19 protein-coding genes are annotated in these 25,934 nt (G+C 36.7%); 6 read left to right on the top strand and 13 right to left on the bottom strand.

Going from position 1 to position 25,934, the window contains the following annotated elements; translation table 11 throughout:
* The first annotated feature begins 44 nt into the window (after positions 1–44).
* Positions 45–281, top strand: a complete 237-nt coding sequence (locus tag ACH3PA_RS15465; protein ID WP_416441955.1) for a YtxH domain-containing protein — start codon at positions 45–47, stop codon at positions 279–281.
* Between the two features lie 97 nt (positions 282–378).
* On the opposite strand, the gene ACH3PA_RS15460 is transcribed toward ACH3PA_RS15465, so the two are convergent.
* From ACH3PA_RS15460 to ACH3PA_RS15450, 3 genes are all read right to left on the bottom strand, one after another.
* Positions 379–753 carry a response regulator gene (locus ACH3PA_RS15460; protein ID WP_416441953.1) on the bottom strand — a complete coding sequence of 125 codons (375 nt, stop codon included), beginning with the start codon at positions 751–753 and terminating at the stop codon, positions 379–381.
* A gap of 45 nt (positions 754–798) precedes the next feature.
* The gene (locus ACH3PA_RS15455) at positions 799–2,673 is read right to left on the bottom strand and encodes a PAS domain-containing protein (RefSeq protein ID WP_416441951.1); all 1,875 of its coding nucleotides are present in this window, start codon (positions 2,671–2,673) and stop codon (positions 799–801) included.
* A gap of 257 nt (positions 2,674–2,930) precedes the next feature.
* Positions 2,931–6,707: a T9SS type B sorting domain-containing protein gene (locus ACH3PA_RS15450; protein WP_416441949.1), complete on the bottom strand. Its 3,777-nt coding sequence runs from the start codon at positions 6,705–6,707 to the stop codon at positions 2,931–2,933.
* 372 nt (positions 6,708–7,079) lie between these two features.
* Between ACH3PA_RS15450 and ACH3PA_RS15445 the strand changes: the two genes are divergently transcribed.
* Together ACH3PA_RS15445 and treS are read left to right on the top strand one after the other, a co-directional pair.
* A complete protein-coding gene (locus ACH3PA_RS15445) occupies positions 7,080–7,745 on the top strand; it encodes an NAD-dependent epimerase/dehydratase family protein (RefSeq protein WP_416441947.1) in 666 nt (221 codons plus the stop codon).
* Between the two features lie 199 nt (positions 7,746–7,944).
* Positions 7,945–11,262 (top strand): maltose alpha-D-glucosyltransferase, encoded by a 3,318-nt coding sequence (treS, locus tag ACH3PA_RS15440; protein ID WP_416441945.1) that lies wholly within the window; start codon positions 7,945–7,947, stop codon positions 11,260–11,262.
* Positions 11,263–11,383: 121 nt separating this feature from the next.
* On the opposite strand, the gene ACH3PA_RS15435 is transcribed toward treS, so the two are convergent.
* From ACH3PA_RS15435 to ACH3PA_RS15420, 4 genes are all read right to left on the bottom strand, one after another.
* Entirely contained in the window at positions 11,384–11,578 is a 195-nt protein-coding gene (locus ACH3PA_RS15435; protein ID WP_416441943.1) for a cold-shock protein, read from the bottom strand.
* 422 nt (positions 11,579–12,000) lie between these two features.
* The gene (locus ACH3PA_RS15430) at positions 12,001–12,861 is read right to left on the bottom strand and encodes a DMT family transporter (RefSeq protein WP_416441941.1); all 861 of its coding nucleotides are present in this window, start codon (positions 12,859–12,861) and stop codon (positions 12,001–12,003) included.
* A 67-nt stretch (positions 12,862–12,928) separates the two neighbouring features.
* Positions 12,929–13,378, bottom strand: coding sequence for a KTSC domain-containing protein (locus tag ACH3PA_RS15425; protein WP_416441939.1), 450 nt, complete (start codon positions 13,376–13,378; stop codon positions 12,929–12,931).
* A 95-nt stretch (positions 13,379–13,473) separates the two neighbouring features.
* Positions 13,474–14,991, bottom strand: a complete 1,518-nt coding sequence (locus ACH3PA_RS15420) for a sensor histidine kinase (RefSeq protein ID WP_416441937.1) — start codon at positions 14,989–14,991, stop codon at positions 13,474–13,476.
* A gap of 161 nt (positions 14,992–15,152) precedes the next feature.
* On the opposite strand from ACH3PA_RS15420, the gene ACH3PA_RS15415 reads away from it, so the two are divergent.
* The gene (locus ACH3PA_RS15415) at positions 15,153–16,934 is read left to right on the top strand and encodes a DUF885 domain-containing protein (protein ID WP_416441935.1); all 1,782 of its coding nucleotides are present in this window, start codon (positions 15,153–15,155) and stop codon (positions 16,932–16,934) included.
* 147 nt (positions 16,935–17,081) lie between these two features.
* Positions 17,082–17,825, top strand: coding sequence for an SDR family oxidoreductase (locus ACH3PA_RS15410; protein WP_416441933.1), 744 nt, complete (start codon positions 17,082–17,084; stop codon positions 17,823–17,825).
* A 144-nt stretch (positions 17,826–17,969) separates the two neighbouring features.
* Here ACH3PA_RS15410 and ACH3PA_RS15405 read toward each other — a convergent pair whose 3' ends face one another.
* The 5 genes from ACH3PA_RS15405 to ACH3PA_RS15385 all read right to left on the bottom strand — a co-directional run bounded on the left by ACH3PA_RS15405 (position 17,970) and on the right by ACH3PA_RS15385 (position 23,816).
* Positions 17,970–19,361 carry an FAD-binding oxidoreductase gene (locus tag ACH3PA_RS15405; RefSeq protein ID WP_416441931.1) on the bottom strand — a complete coding sequence of 464 codons (1,392 nt, stop codon included), beginning with the start codon at positions 19,359–19,361 and terminating at the stop codon, positions 17,970–17,972.
* Positions 19,362–19,511: 150 nt separating this feature from the next.
* Entirely contained in the window at positions 19,512–20,615 is a 1,104-nt protein-coding gene (locus ACH3PA_RS15400; protein ID WP_416448271.1) for a nickel-binding protein, read from the bottom strand.
* Between the two features lie 41 nt (positions 20,616–20,656).
* Positions 20,657–22,417 (bottom strand): alpha-amylase family protein, encoded by a 1,761-nt coding sequence (locus ACH3PA_RS15395; RefSeq protein ID WP_416448270.1) that lies wholly within the window; start codon positions 22,415–22,417, stop codon positions 20,657–20,659.
* A 19-nt stretch (positions 22,418–22,436) separates the two neighbouring features.
* The gene (locus tag ACH3PA_RS15390) at positions 22,437–23,123 is read right to left on the bottom strand and encodes a DUF421 domain-containing protein (protein ID WP_416441925.1); all 687 of its coding nucleotides are present in this window, start codon (positions 23,121–23,123) and stop codon (positions 22,437–22,439) included.
* Positions 23,124–23,132: 9 nt separating this feature from the next.
* On the bottom strand, positions 23,133–23,816 hold the full coding sequence (locus tag ACH3PA_RS15385) for a DUF421 domain-containing protein (protein ID WP_416441923.1): 684 nt from the start codon (positions 23,814–23,816) through the stop codon (positions 23,133–23,135).
* A gap of 640 nt (positions 23,817–24,456) precedes the next feature.
* Between ACH3PA_RS15385 and ACH3PA_RS15380 the strand changes: the two genes are divergently transcribed.
* Positions 24,457–25,032, top strand: a complete 576-nt coding sequence (locus ACH3PA_RS15380) for a pseudouridine synthase (protein WP_416441921.1) — start codon at positions 24,457–24,459, stop codon at positions 25,030–25,032.
* A 1-nt stretch (position 25,033) separates the two neighbouring features.
* Here the strand turns inward: ACH3PA_RS15380 and ACH3PA_RS15375 are convergent, their stop codons facing one another.
* Positions 25,034–25,933, bottom strand: coding sequence for a DNA/RNA non-specific endonuclease (locus ACH3PA_RS15375; protein ID WP_416441919.1), 900 nt, complete (start codon positions 25,931–25,933; stop codon positions 25,034–25,036).
* Position 25,934 lies beyond the last annotated feature (1 nt).

Below are 25,934 nucleotides of genomic sequence, written 5' to 3'. Positions count from 1 at the left end.
ATAGTCACGATTTTTAGGTTATCTTCATGACAAAACAATCAATCATGGCAAATAAGAATGGAAAAGGCATTTTAGCCTTATTAGGAATAGGATTAGGAGCTTTCGCTTTCTGGAAATACAAGAATATGACTCCGGAAGAAAAGGCAAACCTGAAAAATAAAATTGATGATACTGGTAAGAAGATAAAAGATACCGTACAGGATCTTGAAGAAAATATCAGTGGTAAATATGATGATCTAAAAAAATCTGCAAATAGTAAATTAGACGAGATGGCTGATTAATAGTCACCAATTTTAAAGTTTAAAGCAGAAAGAAAAATCGGATAGAATGAGGCGATATTTGCCTTATTTTACCCGATTTTTCAATTTTAAGGAGTATTTATTTTGTCACTAATGCTTTGAGCTTTGCCAGCGTTACAGGTTTAGTGATCACACTTGTTATATGCGGATTTGCTTCGGCTTTTTGGTAATCTTTATGATCTACAGAAGAAGTTATAATATAGATCAATTTATTATCGAGTAAATTTTCGCTTTTAAGCCTCTCCAGCAGTTGCCAACCGTTCATATTTGGCATATTAATATCAAGAAATAGAGTGTATTTTATTGCTTTTTCTTCACTAATTAAGTAATTGTAAGCCTCGAGCCCGTCTACCAGATTTATAGGTTCTTTTGCTATCCCGGTAATTTGAAGCATACGTGCAAGTATTTTTCTAATTACTGCATCGTCATCTATAATCAATACTTTATTACTCATAAAATTTTAAAACCTCGCGAATTTAATAACATTTGAGACATATTATTAATTATCGGCTTGAAAATTAAGCAACTTATTACCTTGTAAAAGCTTGGCGATTTCTTCAGTTTCTTTATGTGATTTTGTTTTTAAAGAAATGCATTTAATAACCTTATCTACTTCCTTGGCAGAGTCGAGAACATCTGTAAGAAGATCTTCTTTTTCTGCCATCGAGATATTTCCGTTTTTAATAAGATCTATCAGCCCCATAAGTCTGGCTACAGGCACTCGTACAGAATGTGATTGATCCCAGGCAATTTCGCGTAAGCGGGTATTTTGTTCTTCTACAGTTTTAACATAGGCCAATTTTTCTGAGATGTCGGTAAGGACGCCTATTAACCTAGTGACATTTCCCTTTGAATCTCTTACTGCAAGGGCCATTGCTTCTACAAATACATACGTACTATCTGCCTTCTTAAGTCTATATTGAGCTGTCCAACGATTCTCAGAGCTATTATTAAGAAACAGATTTAAAGAATCTAAGACTAATGTTAGATCTTCGGGATGAACTATTTTTTTCCATCTTTCTAATGAATAAATATCATTGGATATAGGATAACCAAACAGACGTTGAAAGCTTTGCCCCCACTTGATATTATCATTTATAAAATCATAATCATAAATGGCATCGTTAGTAGCTTGATGTACATATTTATAGAGTTGATTTCTTGAGCGTATTGCCATACTATTTCTATAGTTCTCTAGTATTATACTCACGAGGGAAGAAGAGCGCTCAAAAAACAAAAGTTCTTTGTGGGTTGGTTTTCTGGGCGTAGCATAATAGTTTGCAAATGTTGCGATTACATTTTTTTCTGAGTTAAAAATAGGTTGTGACCAGCATGCAGCCAGACCTACGGGCAATGCCAACGCCTTATAATCTTCCCAAAGAGGATCTGTGCTAATATCTGAAACAATTACACGTTTTTTAAGAAATGCTGCTGTACCGCATGAGCCACCTTTGGGCCCTATAGTGGCTCCTTCAATTGCTTGTTTATAAATTTGAGGCAAATTAGGACAAGCGAGATTATATATTTTATTGTCTTTTACACTTAAAATAGAAGCCTTCATATCTGGGAAGATCTGCTCAAGTCCCAGAACGTAATTTTCTAAAATTTTATTTAAGTCTGGCGCTATCTCCATCGCCTGCTCCATAATTCTTCGCTCTAGACGCTCAAATTGTAATGTTTTGTGCGACTCTGTAATATCGACGCAATATAACATCATACTCTCTTCTATTGACGAGCTCATACCGCCGGAAACATCCATGATTAAGTTAGTCCCGTCTTTATGATGATGCGTGAATACACCAAGATGATAAGGAAAATGTTTTTCACTCAAGCCGCGCTGACCTTTTAGAAAGTCAAAGACAGAATCTTCAACAAAGATATCTTTCACTGTCATGTCTAAAAATTCTTCTTTAGAATAACCGTATACGCTTATAGCAGCATCGTTGAGATCGATAATTTTAAGTGTTTTAGAATCGTATTTGATCTTAGGAGAAGGATCTTTTTGAAAAATATAGTGATACCTAAGCTTCTCTTCTACAATACTTTTAGTACCACCAGCTGCTAGACAAATAATATATCGCTTATCTGAATCCCACCCAAGCGACCACTTTAGAGATATAGTGATACCACTCTCTAACTGATGGCGACAGCTAAATAACTCGTTAGTGTTTTTAGGCTGCTTTATTTTTGTTAAGAGTTGTTCAAATTCAGGAATATCATCATCTAACATTGTGTCTGTAAAAGCGATAGTCTCACTCTCAAATAATTCAAGGCCTAGTTTATTTGCCCAGATTATATCTCCTTCTTCACTAATAAATAAAATAACATCTGATGAGTTATTTAAAACATTTTGTACCGTATAATTTTTTAGCATGCAATGTATATATTGAGCTGTTATTCATTTAATTTTTTACGCTGAAGGGGAGTGTACTTTAACTTGTATAATTAAAGATAGACAATTAAATTACCATTTAAAAAAAATTAACGAAAGCGCAATTTATTCGATTATTGGTACAAAAAGACCGATTTTTAGTCATTTTAACCCATTTATGTGCGCATTAAATAAATATAAGACGGTTTAATTTTGCAAAAATATTTTTTACATGTATAAAAATTTTTGCCTGCTTTTTCTTAACGTATGAGACTAAAATGTCCTTTTTGTGAACTGCCATCTGCAAATTCTATATGAAACCAATAATCGTCTGCAGGAAGCTGTCTGCCATTATATGTGCCATCCCAGGAGTCATAAATCTGGTTGATCTGCTTTAATAATTTGCCATAACGGTCATAAATAAATACAGTGAAGTTTTGATCTGAAGTACCCAGAGGTTGCCAATTATCGTGACGGCCATCATTATTAGGTGTAAAATACCGGGGAAAGCTAAAGATAGAAACCCGTTGTCGTAAAATGCCACAACCTCCTATTTCACGAGCGTAAACTGTATAATTTCCACCTGCTATATCATTAAAAATATTGCCCTCCTGATAGTAAAAATCGTCTAAAGAGTATTCAAAATCGCCCGGTGTATTTATAATAATTTCAATAAAATTAGAACCTGATCGCTGTCCCGCATTCACTTCAAAATTGGTAATAGGTGTTCCCGCACTGCGTACGATATCTACACGGGCACTGCTTTCGCCGCAAAGGCCATCATTTACAGTATAAAAATAGCTTGCTGCAGTATCTCGCGAGGGATCAAAAATGCTACCACCGCTATTTAAAGCAGGCGACCATGTACCGCCAGAAACAGGATTACCATTAAGGTAATTCATAAGATCTACGGCTGCACCAGAATTGCATATCTCAAGAATCCCATCTTCACCGGCAGCGCTTATATCTTCCACATTTACAGTTACCTGTGCAGATACCGGTGTACAATTACCATTTATAACAGTATATGTATAAATACCTGCCTCATCTATGGCGGGATCAAAAATACCCGTGCCGCTATATAATTGCGGACTCCATAATCCGCTGTCGTCTGGTGATCCGCTTAAAGCGAAAAACAAATCCTGCGCTTCTCCATTCTTACAAACCGAAATTGCAGCATCTTCTCCTGCATTGGCAATTGGTATGACCGTAATATCTATTTCCGCGGAAGCGCTTCCACAACTGTTATTCACAGTATATACATACACGCCCGAAGCATCTAAAGCAGGATCAAAAATCCCCGAACCACTTGCCAAAACCGGAGACCAAACGCCGCCTTCCTGCGGTATACCATCTAATTGCGTAAAGAGATCTATAACACCTTCTTCCTCACAAACCGTAAAAGTTCTGCTTACACCCGCATTGGGTAATTGCTCAACGATTACATTTACCGTTGCTTCATCAATACCGCAAGCACCTCTGTCTATAGTATACCTATAAATTCCCGGTGCCTCAATTACGGGATCAAAAACGCCTGTTTCAGATATTAATTGAGGGGACCACGTACCTTCTGCATCAGGGTTGTTACCCAGTATTTGAAAAAGATCAACAGGTTCACCTTCTATACATATAGTTATTTCACCATCATCGCCGGCATTGGGATTGCCTTCTAAGAGTGTAACTTCTACGGTTGCACTTGTATCTTCACAACCATTATTTATAACTGTATAGGTATAAATTCCTTCAGGATCGACAGCAGGATCAAAAATACCGGTTCCGCTGCTAAGAGTAGGTGTCCATATTCCGCCGGTTTCAGGATTACCATTAAGGCTTTCAAAAAGATCTGCAGGCGTATTTGATGTACAGGTCGTTAGATCGCCATTTTCACCTGCGCTTTTATACGTACTCAAATTAACGGCTACATTGGCTTCAGCGACATTACAGTTTGCATCTGTTACGGTGTACGTATATGTTACTGCCTCATCTAAGGCAGGATCAAAATAACCTTGCTTCCCCTGAAGAAAGGGGTACCATGTTCCGCCCTGTATAGGATTCCCAGGCAAAAGCGAAAATAGATCTATCGGCTCTTCATTTTTACAAATTGTAACAGATGTATCATTACCCGCTGTCGCATTTACCGGTAACTGTATAGACAGCGTTGCAATATTAGAAGATCTGGGTGTATAGCAATTACTGGCCGGGTTAGAAATGCGTAATCTGTACAGACTAAGATCTTCTGCAATTGATGGATTTGTTACCGTAAGCTCCTGCGTGTTTACACCTGAGTAACCTGCGTCTTCAATTAAAGGAATCCAGTTATTGCCGGCATCTGTACTTTTTTCCCACTGCAATACAGATGCATTTACTACTTCTGTTGTAAATGTGGCAGATTGCCCCAATACGATCTCAACTGATTGCGGCTGTAAATTATATAAAGGTGTGCGCCAATATTCCTGATAATCTGGCACTGCATTGAGATTTACATCTGCAGGTTTATTGTAACCACTAGGTTCATTTAATACTTTACCATCAGAATCAACATTAGGCTTACCACTCCCTAAAATGCCATCAACATCGGGATCAGAAAATCCGGCTTCAAACACATCAAAACAGCCATCATTATCACTGTCTGGGTCTAAATGATCTGGCAGCAGATCAAGATCTGAATCACGTGTAGGGTCACCATCTTGTTCAGATAGATCTGTAAGACCATCGTTGTCATCATCGAGGTCAACAGCATCTGCTATACCGTCACCATCATTATCTCCTCTTGCGGCTATCTCAGCCGAAGTATTGCAGGGAAAAAGATTATCTCTAATGGTTAAAAAAATAGGCTGTTTACCATAATTTAGATAATTGCTTAAACCAGAACAATCTGTAAGCGACATATTAAATTGTATCGACAAACTATTAGTCACACTGCGCAGCTTGTTTAGAAAATCAAGATTTTTAAGTTTATCCATTGAGCTAATTTGAAGCTCGTAACCTACTTTTTCGAGTTTAGATAATCCATCAATTGTTTCAAGCGATGTATTTTGATATAGAAGAATTGAAAAGGCAACTTCTTTCAGGTTTTGCAATGCATTAAAAGAAATCAAACCGGCATTTTCTCTTATGGTTGCAAAAAGAATATGATCAACTTTATTAAGAGCATTAAAATCTGTAAGATTTGCCATCCCTTCTAAAGTAAGATCCCCAAGATTGTATACATTTTTAAAAGCGTCTATCTTTTCTATTCCTAAATATCTAAGTGAAATAGAATTAATTTCTATTAGATTATCAAAAGATGAAAAATAGGGAGTGGTATTACTGTTGCCACTGTATTCTATATGAATGTAATTGGCTTTTTTGAGATTTTGATATTCGCCAAATGTTGTAAGTTTTTGATTGTAAGATATTCTTAAACCTTCTATTTTCTGAAGATCATTAAAAGCAGGAATAACTAATAATTCCGGATTTTGATGAATATAAAGTACAGAACTTACCTCCGCCAGATTGCTGAATCCTTCTACACGCTGCAGATCAGGATTTTCAATTATTTGAAATACACCAGCAGAACTAATTGCATTAAAACCGTTGATTGATTGTAGTTGCTCATTATAAGAGAATTCCATTTGGCTGGTACAAGCTAGTTTATCAAAGCCGCTAATGCTGGTGAGCTTTTGGTTATTTTCAATATTAAGCCTGCCTATCTCTTCTATATTTGAAAGATTGATTTCTTCCAGAAGGGGATTGTCTTCAATAAATAATCTTCCTTTTACTGCCTCTAGCGAATTAAGACTGCTTATATCTGTGAGCGAAGTTTCTTTAATTAATAAATGACCTTCTATATTTTGAATATTCTGAATTCCTGAAATGTCTGTAATATTTGCTCCTTCAATGATCAAATTAGCCGGAAGCATTGTACAACTGCCATGTGATGATACAAAGTTGCTAACTTCGGCTTGAGAAGACAGGCGTATACTGCCCTCGGGACATTGCCCATAATTAAGTTGACAGATAAAAAAAACAGATATAAGAAGTAACCTGAAGATCATTAGTTTATGTACACATATCCGTTAAAAACGGTAACGCGTATCTTATATTTTTCAAGTAGGGTTTAATTGGCAATAATATAATAAAGAAAGAGAATCTCTACATTTTGATATTATTTTATTTAATTACACCCAAAGGTTTAACATTCTGAAACTTAAAGTGATCAAATCATTTCAAAGAAAGTACGTTGAATTGATCTCATAATTCTATGCTGAAATAAGAAAATCCGCTCTTGCCTACAGTTATTAATTAGTATAGATTTACTTATCAATTGAGATTCAAATTTTCCGGATTTTATAGTGTTTCTAACTTTGCTTTCGAAAATATTAATATTATCCTATTTGTTTAATCTTCGCTGATAAACGCTACCACTTATGAAGAACGTATTGATTACAGGTGCTACCGGGATGGTAGGGAATATTGTTTTACAGCATTGTTTAGAATCTTTTAGAATTACTCGTATAATTTCATTAACTCGACGCTCAAGCGGAATAAATCACCCCAAGTTAAAGGAGGTTATTGTTACTGATTTCACCGATTTTTCTACTCATAAAACCGATTTTGAAGATATTGATATTGCTTATTTCTGTCTGGGAGTTTACTCTGGTACGGTAAAAGATGCGCTCTTTAAGCAGATAACTGTAGATTATACAGTATCTTTTATAGATGTCCTGAACAAAATGAGTCCTGAAGCACATGTTTGTTTTTTGAGTGGTGCTGGTGCAGATCAAAAAGAAAAAAGCAGGATGCCATTTGCAAAATATAAAGGCATGGCAGAAAATTATCTCATCAGTAAAGATCTTGAAAGCCTGTACATCTTTAGACCTGGCAATATTTATCCCGTAGAAGAAAGAAAAGAGCCTAACTCAAGTTATAAGATCATGCGTAAAGCATACCCCTTGCTTAAAATGTTTGGCAATAAATACAGTATACGCTCAACAGAATTAGGTCTGGCTATTTTTAATGCCGGTTTCTTAAAAGGAAAAAATGTAATACTGGAGAATAAAGATATTTTAGCGTTAACAGAATCTGCAGATTAACTTTCAATTTTAGCTTTTTAATTTTCCTCTTTTTCATCCTACTTTTCTTACCGGCACTCTTACTTGTGCTTTACGCTTATTCGTAAAAATTAGGGGGGAAATGTTTAATTCTTGTTATTTAATTTTTCAATACCTCAGGCTTCTGTAACTTTAAGGAAATTGATTTCTTAACCTTCAGGTTTTAAACACAATAAGATTTATGAGTACATCTGCAAGCATAGACGAGAACGTGCATTGGTATAAAGATGCCGTAATTTATGAACTTCATATTAAAGCTTTTTTCGACAGTAATGGTGACGGTATAGGCGATTTTGACGGTCTATTACAAAAACTAGATTATCTTGAAGATCTGGGTGTTACAGCGATCTGGCTTTTGCCCTTTTATCCTTCTCCGTTGCGCGATGATGGCTATGATATAGCAGATTATTATAGTATTAACCCATCCTATGGTAATATAAAAGGATTTAAAAAACTCATTAAGCAAGCACATAAACGGGGATTAAAAGTAATTACAGAGCTGGTTATAAATCATACATCAGATCAACATGCATGGTTTCAGCGAGCACGTAAAGCTCCCATTGGCTCACCTGAAAGAGATTATTATGTGTGGACAGACGATCCTAAAAAATATAAAGATGCCCGTATTATTTTTACTGATACAGAACCCTCTAACTGGACATGGGACCCTGTGGCGAAACAGTATTTCTGGCACCGGTTCTTTTCGCATCAGCCAGATTTAAATTTCGATAATCTGCTGGTACAGAAGGAGGTCTTTAAAATAATGGATTACTGGTGTGAATTAGGCGTTGATGGTTTCCGTCTTGATGCAGTACCTTATTTATTTGAAAGAGAAGATACCAACTGTGAAAATCTTGACGAAACGCATACCTTCTTAAAAAAATTACGTGCTCATATTGATGCGAATCATGATAATAAACTGCTTCTCGCTGAAGCAAATATGTGGCCTGAAGATTCTGCAGCTTATTTTGGTGAAGGTGATGAGTGTCACATGAACTACCACTTCCCTATTATGCCGCGTATGTTTATGGCGGTAAAAATGGAAGACCGCTATCCTATTATTGACATTATTGATCAAACTCCAGATATACCGGAATCCTGCCAGTGGGCGATCTTTTTGCGTAATCATGACGAACTTACACTCGAGATGGTGACAGATGAAGAACGCGATTACATGTATAAGGTTTACACCAAAGATCCTCAGGCTAAAATAAATGTAGGTATTCGTCACCGCCTTGCCCCTTTGCTTGAGAACAACAGGAATAAGATCGAGTTGATGAACGTTTTGCTGTTTTCGCTACCGGGAACACCAGTTCTTTATTATGGTGATGAGATAGGTATGGGAGACAATTTTTATCTGGGTGATCGTGACGGAGTGCGCACACCTATGCAATGGACGGCCGACAGAAATGCCGGTTTCTCAATGGCAAATCCGCAGAAGTTATACTTGCCTACTATTATTGACCCGGAGTATAAATATGAGTCTGTAAATGTAGAAGCGCAGCAAATGAACGCATCCTCACTGCTGTGGTGGATGAAACGTATAATTGGGATGCGTAAGCGTTACAAGGCCTTTGGCCGTGGTGATATTAAATTTTTATCGCCATCTAATTCTAAGGTTATTGCTTATACAAGAAGTTATCAGGATGAAGATATTTTGGTATTAGGTAATTTATCGCGCTTTTCTCAGGCAGTAGAACTGGAATTAGAAGGTTTTGAAGACTATGTTCCCGTAGAAGTGTTTAGCCATAATAAATTTCCCAGAATTACAGAAGACCCCTATTTATTCACAATGGCGCCCCATGGTTACTATTGGTTTTCATTAGAAAAAGAGAATAGCCGTATTGAGGAAAGCCCTATGCCAACGCTCAAAATCAAAGACTGGCCAGATTTATTAGAGAGCAAGACCAAAAAGAAACTTGAGAGTAAAATTATTACACCTTACTTAAAAAGCTGCAGCTGGTTTGAAGGAAATTCTCGTGTTATACAAAGTGTGGCCGTCGCCAATATTAGAACGATACCCGTTAAAAACCTGCAAGTTTATCTAATGATAATTGAAGTGGTTTATAATGACGGTTTACCCGAAAATTACCAGCTTCCGGTTGCTTTTCTATCAAAAACGAGAGAGGAAGCTATACGCGAAATTCCTAAAAAGGGAATAATTGCTAATTTATCTCTTGAGAACGATGAGGGAATTCTTTTTGATGCAGTTTATTCTGAAAATTATAGAAATACCTTGTTTTTGAATATTCAGAAAAGCAAGCGTTTACATACTGCAAGCGAAACATTGATATTTAAAAAAGGAGAAGAACAGGCAACCTTTCATGTAAATGATCTCAATTCGCGTTTAATTGATTCTGTACAAAGTAATACATCTATAATTTATGACAACAGATATTTTCTCAAGCTTTATAGAAGACTTGACAGTACTATAAATCCAGATCTGGAAATAACAAAATTCTTATCAGAGACAGCGCAGTTTAAAAATGCTCCCAAGTTTGTAGGTTCAATAGAATACAATACAGCAGCTCGTAACAAGGTGGTTCTGGCAATGGTTCAGGATCTTGTCTCTAACCAGGGCAATGCGTGGGATTATGCTAAAGATGCTTTACATAGATATTTTGATAATGTATTAACGCGGGCCCGTGAAGTAAAGCTGGAACCAGTAAAGAACAATTTAACCAAGCCTATTCAATTTGATGAAATACCAGAAGATATGCAAATGCTTATGGGCAGTATTTTTCCAGAGCGTATAGCACTTTTAGGCCAGCGCAGTGCAGAAATGCATACAGCACTTGCTTCTCACACAGAAGTGAAAGATTTTGAACATGAAGAATTCTCGCTGCATTATCAGCGGTCATTATTCTCATCGTTACAAAGTCTAACGCGCAGCGCTTTTGAAAATCTCTCTAAAAACCTTAAAAATCTTCCTGAAGAGATACAAAATGAAGCTGAGGAGGTTTTAGCCATGCGCAGTGAGGTTTTAGACTGTTTTAAGCGGGTTTTTGACCACAAAATACCTACTCTTAAAATAAGAACACATGGTGATTTTCATTTAAATCAAGTACTCTGGACCGGTAAAGATTTTGTAATTATAAACTTTGAGGGTGAGCCGGCTCGTGCCTTTAGTGAGCGCAGATTAAAGCGATCACCATTGCGTGACGTTGCTGCTATGATACGATCATTTCATTATGCTGCTTACAGCAGTATTTCAGAACATGAATTTGACAAGCAACGTAAAGAAGGCAATCTCGAAAAATGGGCAGAATCCTGGTATTATTACATCACGCGCATGTTCTTGCAGGGATATTTAAACAATGTGGGCGATGGTAACTTTATGCCAGATGAACAGGAAGATTACAATATTTTGTTAGATACTTTTCTGCTTGAAAAAGCGGTTTACGAACTTAATTATGAGTTGAACAATCGCATTAAGTGGACATTGATCCCCTTACGTGGAATAAAATCTATTATAGAACGCTACAGAAATGGGCAGTAACTTAGTAATACAGAAAAGCAAAATTGTAATTCGTTTTGCTTTTCTGAAATTAGAATGTATTTTTAATGTATAAAAAAAGCCATCTTTTCAGATGGCTTTTTATTAAATCTTGCAAAAAGAATTAGTCAATAACTCTTACGTTTATTGCATTGATTCCTTTTTTACCTCTTTCTGTTTCAAACTCAACACGGTCGTTTTCACGAATCTCGTCTATAAGTCCACTTGCGTGCACAAAAATATCTTCGTTAGATCCTTCGGCTTTAATGAAACCAAAACCTTTAGTCCCATTGAAAAATTTTACTGTACCTTCTTTCATTGTTTTTACTCTATTGTTACTTAATTTATTTATAAACTCTTTAAAAATATTCATTTCTATTTATTTGGTAATCAGTAATTACGATTAGCTGTAATTTGTCTGATTATTACTGGTTTTACCCGATTTTTAAACTAAATTGGGAGGTTTTCCAGACTTGCCTATATTCTATAACTGATTTTTTGTGGAAACTGAGAAGAATTCTTGAGGACTAAAGGTTATGATTGAACTTCTAACCTAGACTTAAAACTTACGTCGCTTATTCCTATACCGCGATTATAAAATGTATTGCACTATTGCCGCAAATTTTCAAATTAGTGTCTCTTACTAAAGATACCTTTGAATCAATTTACTTGGCAAAGCTACAACTAATAAAAGATATTCTATCATAAAATCGTAAAACATTGTTATTTAGCTTTATTGACTTATTTTGCGCTTTCAGCTTTTCGATTTAATCTGGAAATATAAAAACTGCTAATTAAAATACAGCTGCCTCCTATTATCGTATTTAACGTAAGACTTTCACCCAGAATTAAATACCCAAGAATTATTGCGCTCACCACTTCTAAATACATGAGTGAAGTTGCAGTCGCAGCCGATAAATATTTAAGACCAAAAAAGAACAATTTAAAAACGATCACACCTATAGTAAACGCATAAATAAGCCCAATACCTAACTCTTCTGGTTTTGCATCTGGCAAAGCAATTAAAAAAGGAGTGAAAAGAACGGCACCCGCTATATTTTGATAAACTATGAGCTGGTTTTTACTATAATTATGGGTTTCTGTCTTAAACATAATAACCGTGATAGCATAACCTATAGATGCTCCTATCGCCGCTAACATCCCGATAAAATCATTTGACTGAAAGCTAAATTTCTTACCGGCATAGGTAATTAAAATACCAAAAAAAGCCAGAAGCATGAACATAAGTTGCTTTTTCCCTATACCCTTTTTATGAAATATGATCTCAAGAGCTGCTACAAAAAGCGGATAGGTATAAAATAATACCACTGCATTACCTATAGAAGTGTAAATAAATGCCACCAGATAGAGATACATGCGTATGGCATTAATGCCAGAGGCAAGAAACATATGTTTATAGTTGCCTTCAATCTTCAGTTCTTGATTTCGCCATAACGCGGGAAGCAGAAAAAGCACCGGCACAACAGTTCTAAACCAAGCAATTAGACCGGTAGACATGCTGGGCATACTTTTTATGAGAATGCCGTTTGAGCCCGCAATAAGAGCACAAAGAATTACTGCATAAACTGCCTTTTTATTCATAATACAGAAATAGACTGCTTAAAACGCATCAATTATATTGACGAATTTTTGACTAAAACAGCCGATTTTAAGCTTCCTGAAGCGATTTTTTAGACTTTCTGTAAAGATAGTTGTTGTAAATATTGCGCTTAGCAAAACGTACCTGCTTATCAGAATTTATAAGTTTAATGAAAATATTTTTTGGAACACCAAAATATTCATAAGTAGTACCGTCTGTAAATGTGATATCAAGAAGCAAACCTTTATGATTAAAATCTGCTATACCACATTCATTAATTGTAGCCTGGTATGTTTCGGCATTAGCCAGTTTAGTTTCGGGAGCGATACTTACCAGAAAATGATATGCGTCTATAATCTCACGACTTTTTACTTCAGCCTCGTCACGCTTAGCATCGCCTTCCTGAAATTTATCAGGATGCCATTCTTTTACAAGATTTCTATAAGTAGTTTTAAGCTGCTTAAGATCTGTATTGGCTTCACTATTAAATAATTTGCGGTAGGCTGAGATACGCTTCATGGGTGTCTTTTTTAAGAAGCGGCAAAGCTACACCATTTCTGCGTCTAAAAAATTAAAAGGATAGAAAATCGATCTGTTAATTAATTGGCCACAATCTAGAGCTTAAAAAGCACTTCAAAAATAGACCCCTTCCCTACTTCACTGGTGACATTGATTTCACCACCCATGGCTTCCACCTGATTTTTTGTGATAAAAAGACCTATACCTTTAGCGTCATCGTTGCCATGAAAGGTTTTATACATACCAAAAATATTCTTCCCGTATTTATCAAGGTCAATACCTTTACCGTTATCTCTAAGGCTTAATACAAGAAAATTATCAAGAGTTCTGGTTTCCAGTTTTATAACAGGATCGCGATCTGGGTGTGAATACTTTAAAGCATTAGATATAAGATTCAAAATTATGCTCTCCAGATAAGCGGGATTATAACGTACCAGTATATCTTTTGAAACGGTATTAGTTATATCTGCATGTTTCCTATTGATATCAGCTTTTAGAATATATCTCGTCTTCTCGATTATATCATGCAGGTTGAGATCTTTCAACTCAAGCGTGACATTTGTTTGCACAGAAACAACTTCATTGAGGTGCATGATAGTTTCAGATAATCCGTCTGAAACCTTTTTTACATAATCAATAAGCTCCATCTTCTCCTCCATACTCTCTGCAACATCCATCATACCCAGCAAAGACTCAAAATTACTGGAGTGTGAGCGTAAGTTGTGAGATACAATGTGAGCAAAATTCATCAGTCTTTGGTTTTGCTCTGCAACAATACCTGTAGTTTTTATGGCGTCTGCTTCCTTTTGTTTTAGATCTGTAATATCAGAATGTGTGCCTATTACACGCAGGGGCTTCCCGTCTTTATTCCACTTAATGACCTTACCTCTGTCTAATATCCAGATGTATTTACCATCTTTTCGCTTTACGCGATGTTCATTTATATAAAATTGCGTGTCACCTCTAAAGTGTTTTTTTATATCGTCATAATAGGCTTTTTGATCATCAGGATGTACACGCTCATTCCAGGCCTCAGAATTTCCTTCAAGTTCTTCCTGAGTTAAGCCTAGCATATTCTGCGAAGCTTTTGAGTAAAAAACCTTGTTAGTTTCAATATTCCAGTCCCAGATACCATCCTGTGAACTTTCAACCGCTAATCTTAAACGCTCTTTGTTCTCAAATAATTCGATCTCGATGCGTTTCTTATCTGTTATATCAAGGGCGCTGCCTCTAAAAATGATTGTGCCGTCTGCTTGAGGTTCTGGGTGGCTTTTACCTCTCACCCAGCGTTCTCCTTTTTTAGGCAGAAGAACACGATATTCATAATCCCAACTCAGGAGTTTACTTTTAGCCTCCTCCATTGCTGCTAAAACTTCTTCTCGATCTTCAGGATGAATTCTGGCAAGAAGTGGTTCTGCAGTATCACTAACGTCTTCTGGAGTAATTTCAAAAATGTTTATGATACTTCTGCTGGCATATTGAAAATAAGATGTATTATCTTCGGGGTTGAATCTGTATTGATAAATCATTTCATCAACCTGATCAAGCAGTTTATGCAGATCTGCCTGGTTTATTTTAGAAAGATCATCAGTATTAGGAGGGCCTTGCTTCAAGGGGGGTGTTATTAATCTTAAATCAAAATAATTTGCTCAAAGATATATTATTTTATAAAGTTTTCCTGCCAATGGGCATTGTTAATGTCTTTTTAACCTAAAGGATTCACTATAATAACATTTGAATTTCTTTTTTATTTTTCAACCTTAACCATTTTATAATGACAAAATTACTACTTACTTTAATTTGTTTTAGCTGCTTATTAAGCTGTAAAAATGAACCAAAAGAAGAAAACCAGGAGATCGCGGCAAATACAGAGTTTAATACCCTGTTAGACAATTACTATGAAGACGGTCTTAAGCTCAATCCCCTTAACGCCACCACATCTGGTGATATGCGTTATAATGACAAATTTCCCAACACGCTTTCTCAGGAATATACAGATAGTTTAAAAAATTACTACCAGCATTATAAGGAAGAAGCTTCACAGTTTGACGCCTCAAATTTAAATGAGACAGATCTTATGAGCAAAGCCATTCTAGACTGGGAGTGTGATATTAATCTGGAAACTCTTCAATTTAGTAAAGATAAATACATGCCTATAGACCAAATGTGGTCTGTAAATCTCTTTATGGGTCAGCTTGCCAGCGGGGCCGGTGCACAACCTTTTAATACAGTAGCCGACTATAAAAACTGGCTAACACGGGTAGATAATTACCTTATATGGTTTAAAAACGCAGAGCGTAATATGGCAGAAGGTGTTACAAAAGGTTATGTTTTACCTAAATCGCTTATCGCTAAAATTATCCCGCAAATGGAAGCTATGACAGACTCTAATCTGGACAGCCATATTTTCTACAGTCCGGTTAAAAATCTGCCCGATGATTTTACAGATGAGGAAAAAGAAGAAGTAACACAGGCATATCAAAAAATGGTTACCCAAAAAGTAATTCCTGCTTATGAAGAGATGACTAATTTTTTAAAAAACGATTATTTAACTGCTGGCCGTGAAACCAGTGGTATTGCAGATATTCCTGATGGTGAGGCCTATTATCAACACCAGATCAAATTATATACAACCACAGATATGACGGCCGCAGAGATTCATCAATTAGGTCTTGATGAAGTCGCTCGCATATCTCAGGAAATGGAAAAGGTTAAAGAACAAATAGGTTTTGAAGGTGATCTAAAAGCATTCTTTAATTATGTACGTACCAATAAAAAATTGATGCCGTATAAAAACCCGGAAGAAGTTGTCGCCCATTTTAATGATATCTACGATCGCATGAAACCTCAGCTGCAAGAGCTTTTTGATGTAAAACCAAAAACACCTTTTGAAGTAAGACGTACAGAAGCTTTTAGAGAAAATTCTGCCAGTGCAGAGTATAATCCCGGTTCGTTAGATGGTACACGACCTGGTATATTTTATGTTCCCGTTCCTGATGCTGCTACATATAATGTTTACAGTGATGAGTCCTTATTTTTACATGAAGCAATCCCGGGTCATCATTATCAAATCTCATTAACGCAGGAAAGCACAGAACTTCCACAGTTTAGAAAAACACTTTGGTACAGCGGTTACGGCGAGGGCTGGGCACTTTATGCAGAATCATTAGGTATAGAACTGGGGTTGTATACAGATCCTTATCAATATTTTGGTATGCTGGGCGCAGAGATGCATCGTGCAGTGCGCTTAGTTGTAGATACAGGATTGCACAGCAAAGGGTGGACGCGTGAACAGGCGATACAATATTCACTTGATAATGAAGCCGAATCTGAAGCTAGTGTAACTTCAGAAATTGAGCGATATATGGCAAATCCCGGTCAGGCTCTTTCTTACAAAATAGGACAGATGAAAATAAGAGAGCTTCGCGAAAAAGCTAAAGCTGAACTTGGTGATAAATTTGATATACGCAAATACCACGATCAGGTTCTAGAAACCGGCTGCGTACCTTTAGAATTACTTGAAAATAAGATTGATAATTGGATAAGTAAGCAATAAAAATCGGTCAAATCACTATAAAAACCTGCCTTTTAGGCGGGTTTTTTGATTTCAGCAAGATTCCTTTTCTTAACCTATGTTATTTAAATGCAAGCAAGCGCTTCCTAAATTTGCGTGAAGAAAATTTTCAACCAAAAACAATATAAAATGGAAGATAACATAAAAGGAAAAGTAGTTATAATCACTGGTGCCAGTAGCGGTTTAGGTGAAGCAACTGCGAGATTATTAGCACAAAAAGGAGCGCATGTTGTATTAGGTGCTCGTCGTATAGAGAATCTTGAAAAAATTGCTTCAGAAATACGTGATGCCGGCGGGAATGCTGAAGTGCTCAAAACCGATGTAACTAAAAAGGAGGAAGTACAAGCTTTAATAGACAAAGCTCTTGAAGCTTATGGTAAAATTGATGTTCTTGTAAATAATGCTGGTTTAATGTCTATTGCTCCACTTACAGAAACTAAAATTGACGAGTGGGACAGTATGATAGACATCAATATTAAAGGTGTACTTTATGGTATAGCAGCAGCACTTCCTGTTTTTGAAAAGCAAGGTCATGGTCACTTTATCAACTTGTCGTCGGTAGCGGGAATTAAAGTTTTTAGCCCGGGCGGAACTGTTTATAGCGGAACTAAATTTGCCGTACGTGCCATTTCTGAAGGTTTACGTCATGAAGTAGGTGGTAAAATACGCACCACTTCTATAGAACCCGGAGCTGTAGATAGCGAATTGAAAAACGGAAGTTCTCACGAAGCGAGTTCTAATAACGTTAAAGAATTTTACAAACAAGCAATTCCATCAGATTCTGTGGCCAGAGCTATAGCATATGCTATTGAGCAACCTGCAGATGTTGATATTAATGAGATCGTTCTGCGTCCTGCTGTTCAGGAATTCTAGAAATTTAAAGAGACTAAAGAAACGTGGCAACTATTCTGAAATTATTCAGGTTACCTTAATAACAGTTGCTCGATCTTTTATTTTCTCACCGCAATAATGAAAACACCCATTGGTAAATTCAATGGGTGTTTTTTTGCTTTCGCTTTAAGCAGATTGCGGTTCTATATTTTGGTTTACACGAAACAAATTATGAGGATCGTATTTGTGTTTAATACCGGCCAGCCTGCTGTAATTGTGCTTATAACTTGATTTTACCCGCTCCTGCCCTTCATTCATCATAAAATTAGAATAAGCACCTCCCGCTGAAAAGGGATGCAGTGCTGTCCAGTAATCTTTACACCACTCTGTAATTTTAGACGCATTTGCAGGGTCAGGATCTACGCCCACTATCACACCTGCGTATTTTGCATCCCGATAAGCCCAGGGAGTATCTTCATCTCCCACTCTGCCGGCTGCCCCACTTATAGGGTACAAATGCATTTGCGATAAAGGTGAAGGAATACTAGAACCAAATTTAAGATGCTGTGCACTGGCTTCAGCAGGCAGGTCATTAAAGAAATCTGCACGCCAGTACCACTGTAATCCCGGAGGCAGTAAGCCATCAAAAAGGGTCTGAATAGCTGGATATGGCATTTCACCTACGTGCGCAAAAACAGGATTTAGCGCATTAATCTCTTTAAAAAGCTCATCAAATGTACTTTGATCACCTAAATAACACCAGACGATACCACAAAACTGTTTGTTGTGTAACTCTGGCGGAAAAGGAGCGCCGGGAATGATCATGGTTGCGATAAAGCCATTGAGTTCATCTGGAGCATTAGTAATGTAATTGTGATACCATTTCATTATTTCTTCAGTGCGCTCTATGGGCCATAAAGTGGGACCGCCAATAACAGTTTTTACCGGATGCGCCTGAAATTTAAATGAAGTGACGATACCAAAATTACCACCACCACCACGAATAGCCCAAAATAGGTCTGAATTCTTATTTTCATTAACGGTTACAAAACTACCATCTGCAAGAACCATATCGGCTTCAAGGAGATTATCTATGGTGAGGCCATATTTTCTAGACAAATGCCCTACTCCACCGCCCAGCGTAAGACCGCCTACTCCTGTTGATGATATAATGCCGGCAGGAACTGCCAGCCCAAAAGGATGTGTGGCGTGATCTACTTCTCCCCAAAGATTGCCGCCGCCCACTCTTACAGTCTGCTGCTCTGCATCTACTCGAATAAATTTTATCCCGGAAAGGTCTATAACCAGACCATCATCGCATATACCCAGACCACCGCCATTGTGTCCTCCCCCCCTAACAGCGATCAAAATATCATGCTCGCGGCCAAAATTTACGGCAGCTATAACATCTACCACATCTACACATTTTACGATCATAGCCGGTTTTTTATCTATCATCGCGTTGTAGACTTTTCTTGATTGATCGTAAATAGAATCTTCTGGCATAATTAAATCACCTCTAAGTTGGTCTTTAAAAACATTGATTTTTGATTCTTCTATTTCACTAATTGTTTTCATACTGGTTGTTTTTGATTGATGAGTAATTCTTTAGATTGTATACTGCTAAAGTAGATAGTAGAAAAACATCGGGCATTTATAAATCGCTCAAAAACAAGCACTTTTAGCTCAAAATCGGCTAAAATGATCAAAAATCGGGAAAGTTATATTTTAGATAAAGAATTTCGCGCAAGCAGAAGGCGACATACCATAAGCTTCCTGGAAGCATTTTGAAAAATACGATGGCGTATTAAAACCGCTGTCAAAAGCAACCTGAGAAACGTTTCCACCTTGTACGCTCAGCATTTTTAATGCACGCTTAAGCCTGTAATCTTTTAAAAATGTATTGGGTGATTTTCCGGTTAATGCGATCATATTGCGATAAAATTTTGCTTTGCTACAACACAGGTGTGCGCAGAAATCTTCTACCTTGAGATTGGTCTGGTTCCAAAGTTTTTCTGTAAACTGCATTAAATTCTCTAGAAATTTTTCTTCAGATGGATTTAGCGCAATAACAGATTTGTTTTCATTTAAATCATTCTTATTCTCCTTATCATATGAATAACGAACTTCTGGCGAAACCACAATTTGACCATCTATTACTTCGCATAACCATTGAGTCATTTTTATAGTATCTTCAAAAAAATCAGGAGTATTTGTAACAGGATCACCGGTGCTCAACCCGATATTTAGCTCCAGCAGCGGATAATCGACCTTTTTTGACAAGTTTTTAAAATTAGAATGAATGGTAATTGCACACAATACAGCCTGCGTTACTGAAGTAAAAGAAGCCATGCACTTATAAAGATCATAATTAACTACGTTGCCATTATAATTTTTAATGGTTTCTTTTGTGAGGTCTAAATTCTTGTGCAGAACGCGCCTAAGTTTACTTTTTACTTCATCAGTACACAAAATCTGATTGGTTTGCGCGATCATAACAATTCTAAAAGCTGAATCTTTTATTAATTGTTCTTCACTTTTGAGAGGAGCAGGGTCTTCTATACGACCCAAAAAAGATTCTACTATGCCCGCATTAACTTCAATGATCTTATGCGGTACGTCGCCGTGCGCATTTTGATGCATCTCTCTAATAGCGTCTTCATTGGGCGCTTCTATAAGGCAAAAAGCGGTTTTCCTGGCTTCATCGCACCAGTAGGTCATATCTTTGCAACCGTAAAGATGCTCGATCTTTAGATCTTCCTGATGCATCTGCGCCACATGTTCTGCAGTTATGTCCTGCGGAATATTGTGCCTGTCCATATAAAGCGGCATACTTTTTTACTACAAGGTAGTGATTTTTATGTAGTTATACATTATTCTGTTACTACACGCAGCCATCTGTAGCCATATGGTTTCAGTTTAAAATTGAAACTTCCGTGAGAGGGTGAAATGTTTTTTTGGTTTTCGAGATTCTTTAATTTTCCCTTTTTCAAATTTTCTGCAGCCACACTAACTTCTTGATCCTCGTCGCTTAGATTATGCACGACCAGTAATTCCTGGTCTTCCCATTGGTAATGAATTGCCAGGCATTGATCTGAATTTGAATCCAGAATTTCCCATTGACCAAAACTAATTTCCGGACATTCTTTACGTAAAGCGACCATTTTTATGTTCCAGTTGAGAAAAGAAGTAGAATCTTGTTTTTCATCTTTCACATTAACCCGATCATAACCGTATGGATATGAATTAATGACGGGTCTCACCACTGTATCACTGACAGAGAAGCCGGCATTCTTAGAATCATCCCACTGCATGGGCGTTCGTACGGCAAGACGTTCTTTCAGTTTTAAATTATCACCCATTCCTATTTCATCTCCATAGCGCATTACAGGTGTGCTTGGCAGCGAAAATAATAAGTTGTAAGCTAGTTTTAAATGGTCAATATTATTGTTTAGCATAGGTGCCAGTCTGCGTCTGATACCGCGATCATAGAGTTGCATATATTTTCTGGGACCAAATTTCTTATAAACAGTATTGCGTTCTTTTTCAGTTAATCTGCCCAGATCAACTTCATCGTGATTGCGTAAGAACTGTCCCCATTCTGCTTCTTTGGGAATATCTTTTGTGCTTTGCAGCGCGTTTGCCAGAGGTTTTGCTTCACCAGTTGCAAGCGCATAGAACATATGTTGATTTACATAAAAGTTAAACATCATATGCATGCGATCTTCTTCTTCACCAAAATAATTTTTTGTTTCTGAAGGCGCAACATTGGCTTCACCTAATATGATAGCTTCCTTGTCAATACTCGAAACATATTCACGCATTTCTGTAAGAAGATTAAACTGATGCTCAAACTTCTCTCCTTTTTTCTCGGGTACTTCTATTATAAAGGGTACAGCATCAAGTCTAAAACCATTTACACCGCGATCAAGCCAGAATTTCATAATCTTCTTTACCTCTCTTTGAACGGGTAAGTATTGCATATTTAGATCTGGCTGAAAATCATAGAATCTGTGATAGTAATATTCTTTTGCAATTGTATCAAACGTCCAGGTTTCTGTCTGTACCCCGGGAAAAATCATACCTGTATCGTAATTCTCAGGCTGTTCTTTGCTCCATAGATACCAGTTGTGGTAGACTGAACTTGTGTCTTTTTCGGCTTCTTTAAACCAGCTTATCTCATTAGATGTGTGATTTACAACGAGATCCATTATCACCTTAATGCTATCTTTTTTCGCGGCAGCTACAAAAGCATCAAAATCTGATAATGATCCCAGTCTTTTGTCTACATCATAATAATCTGTAATATCATAGCCATCGTCTTTATTAGGAGTAGGATTAAAAGGGGAAAGCCAGATCGCCGTGATACCAAGCGAATCAAGATATGGCAATTTTGAGATCAATCCTTTAAAATCTCCTGTGCCATCTGCATCACTATCTTTAAATACTTCTACATCCAGACTATAGATTATACTGTTTTTATACCATAGAATAGCTGTAGAATCAACAGGAACTTCCTGTTTTATATTAACTACTTCTAACTTCTTGATCTTTCTCTGGCTAAACCAAATAATTGCACCAGCAATGGCAATGATCACAAAAGCAGACAGGATAAAACGATTTTTTCTGGTCATGTATATAGGTTAGTTGGTGTTATATTATGGCTGTCACCCAATGTTTAGATTTGCAATTAGAGCAGATCTCATCATTAGAGATAATGTCTTTTCTGTTTCCGCATTCATGGCAAACCATTTCTTTATCACTTTTTATTTGTCTGTCGTACAACTCCTTATCCCAATCTGGAATTATTGACAAACCGGCTTGTTTTTCTTCTTCTTCAATAAGTGTAAAACTTCCACCCGCTTCCATATAAAGCCGTTTTACAACGCCCAGATTTTTAATACTCTTACTTCTCAATTGAGCGATAACACCTTCGCGGGAAACACGAGCCCTTTTCATAGAGAGGAAATTCATCATTCCATTTTCTACGAGAACAGAATAATCTCCTTGCGATATCTGTTCAAACTTTTGATGATTAAACGCCCATGCCGAAATCACGCGCTCTACCACAACTACAATTATTGCAATAATTACCGGTGGCAAAAGCCCTTTGTCTGCTGCCTGAACAGGAATACCTATTGCAGCTGCCAGCGCTACCATAGCTCCCATCTCGTTGCGTGATACAAGTGATGAAAATCTATTTTCCATGAGGCGCATTGCGACCACAAGAATGAGATAAATAACAAACATGCGTATAAAAGCTTCTATAAAAAAGCTCCACGGCACTTTGCCTATAAACATCCTGCTCCAGTCACCAAAGTATATATTCTCGTCTTTCATTTTTCTCTTTTAAACCACACTAGTCCATTTCTTTTGATGGCAATGCCCGCATTCTAATTCATTATTACAATCGTCTACATACCCGCAGCTTATACAAACCTTGAGTTTTTCATCTGGATTGGGTTGTTCATTTTTAATGTCTTGATCATTAGGTGGATAAAGCGGTAATCCTGGTTTGATTTCTTCGCGTTTATAAATACTGAATTCGCCAGATGACTCAATATACATACGCTCTACCTGCCCTAGGTTAAAAATATCTGCATTTCTTAAGATCGCATAAACTTGTTGTCTGGTTATGCGGGCTTTTTTCATTTCATCAAGAATAAGAACACCGTCTTTTATAAAAATGCGTGCTTTACCCTGAGTTAGCCATTCAATTTTTTTGCTTTTAAAAGAGAGAAACGTAAGTCCTTGCTGAAACCCCAAAACACACAAAAGAATAAAAATACCCACAAGAACTCCTACATTAGGCGCCTGCATTGCGGGCGCTACAATTGCACCCAGTGTTAGCATCACGCCAAGCTCTAAGATCGTTAATTGCCCCGCCATTCTTTTTCCCAGCCAGCGCATTACCAGCAAGAAGGATATATAAATTATGAATGTGCGTATGAAAACTTCTAATAAAAATTCTGGTGGCAGGTCGCCAAATAATATGCGTTGAATATCCCCAAGCCTGATCTCGTCCTTCTCCATAAATATCTGTATTCAAAAACCTAAAATTTATTCTAGTACAATTGACTCGATTTTATGAAATCAAAAATTTAGGTGTAATTCATTAAATTATAAGCGTATAACATCCTAAAGTTAGAGCATTTGTGCAGAAAGAATAAATGGAAAACACCTCTGGAGCTAATAAAGAAATGTTAATTGAAGATTGTTTTAAATAAAGAGATAAACATTATTTAATAAATATTCTTACGGATAAAAATCAAGTATTATTCAATAATTAGGCAACCTATAACTCAAAGAAATAACATGATACAAGTAATTATAATTACAGGCTATAAATAATTATCATGCAAGGAGAACGTTTTTGGTCGCTTTATTCCGGATTTTATTATTCATAGAACTGATTTTTAAATGAAGAAAACTTTCTCAATTGTAGCTAAAATCAGCATTTTTACCTTAAAAATCGTCTAATTTAAGAGTGAAATTCATAAGGTTAAAAACCATAATTTGAAAAGTTTTGACCACGAGACAATGCAGGCAATTTTTTGAAAAACCAGAATAGTGATGTAAGCAAATTTCAAAGTTTTTAAGAGTAAATTCAGAAATTAGATTTAGTCAATTAAATTAGAGATATTCGCCGCCCAAAAAGAAACTTCTCTAAATAATGGAAACTCATTTTAAACTTTATAAGCCTTATGGATACATAAGTCAAATGATGAGCAACGATGAGCGGCAGGCCAGGAAAAAGGATTTTCTTTCAGATCTGTATGAATTCCCAGAAGGCTCGATGGCAATTGGTCGTCTTGACGAGAAATCTGAAGGTTTACTGCTCATTACTACAGACGGGAAAACCAGTGACACTGTGAACCGTTCTGGTATAGAAAAAGAATATTACACTCAGGTTGACGGAGATATTGATGAGGTATCTATACAAAAATTAGCAAGCGGAATAGAAATAGGCCTTGATGGCTGTAAATATATTACACAGCCTTGTAAAGTGAGCCGACTAGCTGCAGAACCAGAATTACCACAGCGAAAGAAAAAAATACGTGATGCCAGACATGGCCCTACCTCATGGCTAAGTATAACTATTACAGAAGGGAAATTTCGCCAGGTGCGAAAAATGACTTCGGCGGTGGGTTTTCCTACTTTGCGATTAGTGCGTGTGCGAATTGGTGAAATTTGTTTAGAAAATATGCAGCCGGGAGAAGTTCATCTAATCCACGAGATTCTAACGTAGATTAGAGATAATTCTTTAAATTTTCTCTGTTAAAAACCGCTATTTTAGGCTTAAAATCGGTTGAAATGCCTTTAAAATCAGGATTTTCATCGAAATAATTTGTTGCCGGTGTGAACTTAAGGGTAGTTGCTTCTTCAAGCCATGAAGGATCAACAATGTAGGTTTTAAGATCATCTTCTAAAGCGTCAAAAGGATCAGGCACGTCTGCAATCGCTTCTATTTGCGTTATAAACGGGAAGCTGTTTACAATTTTATCCTGTTTAAATACAAATGCGATTCGTTTTAGCTGATTTTCAAAAATGTAATAGACGATTTTCCAAAACTTAAGTGCGATTTGAATTTGCGCTGTCTCACCGGTTATACTGTCTATATAAGTCGCTACAGGATCATTATTAGAAAGTACAAGACCAGACAAAACACTTACTTTTTTAATTTCGAGTTCATCTACAATAAATTCTTCCAGATCTTTCCAGTCCATTTGGTTGACTTCGGGAACTTGGGGTGAAGCGTTGGGATAAAAAAAAGTATCATATGCGGCTTTTTTCGCAATAGCTTCACTTGCGCCCCACTGTGGATATTGCTTGCTAACTATGTGACCACGATCAAAAACATTAGCGTTTTTTCGGGTAGGATGATCTATAGTAACAGATTTATAGAACTCGTCTCCCAGTTGTTGATCACGCTTAAGATGGTCAATATCTTTACGAAAAGAACGCCTGGGAATACCAGGAACTTTATCAGCAATATTACAAGCGCTATATAAAGCTAATTTTCTATTAACATTTTGATATACTGAAAAATGAGTGTATGGAATTAAAGTATACATTGAATTAGTAGCAGTGGGCAGATTGACTCTGTATTTCTCATCATTACTTAGAAAAAAACTACTAAAACCCTGCATA

Source organism: Leeuwenhoekiella sp. A2 (assembly GCF_047946655.1).
Taxonomy (GTDB): domain Bacteria; phylum Bacteroidota; class Bacteroidia; order Flavobacteriales; family Flavobacteriaceae; genus Leeuwenhoekiella.
This window is presented reverse-complemented; position numbering and strand designations above follow the sequence as displayed.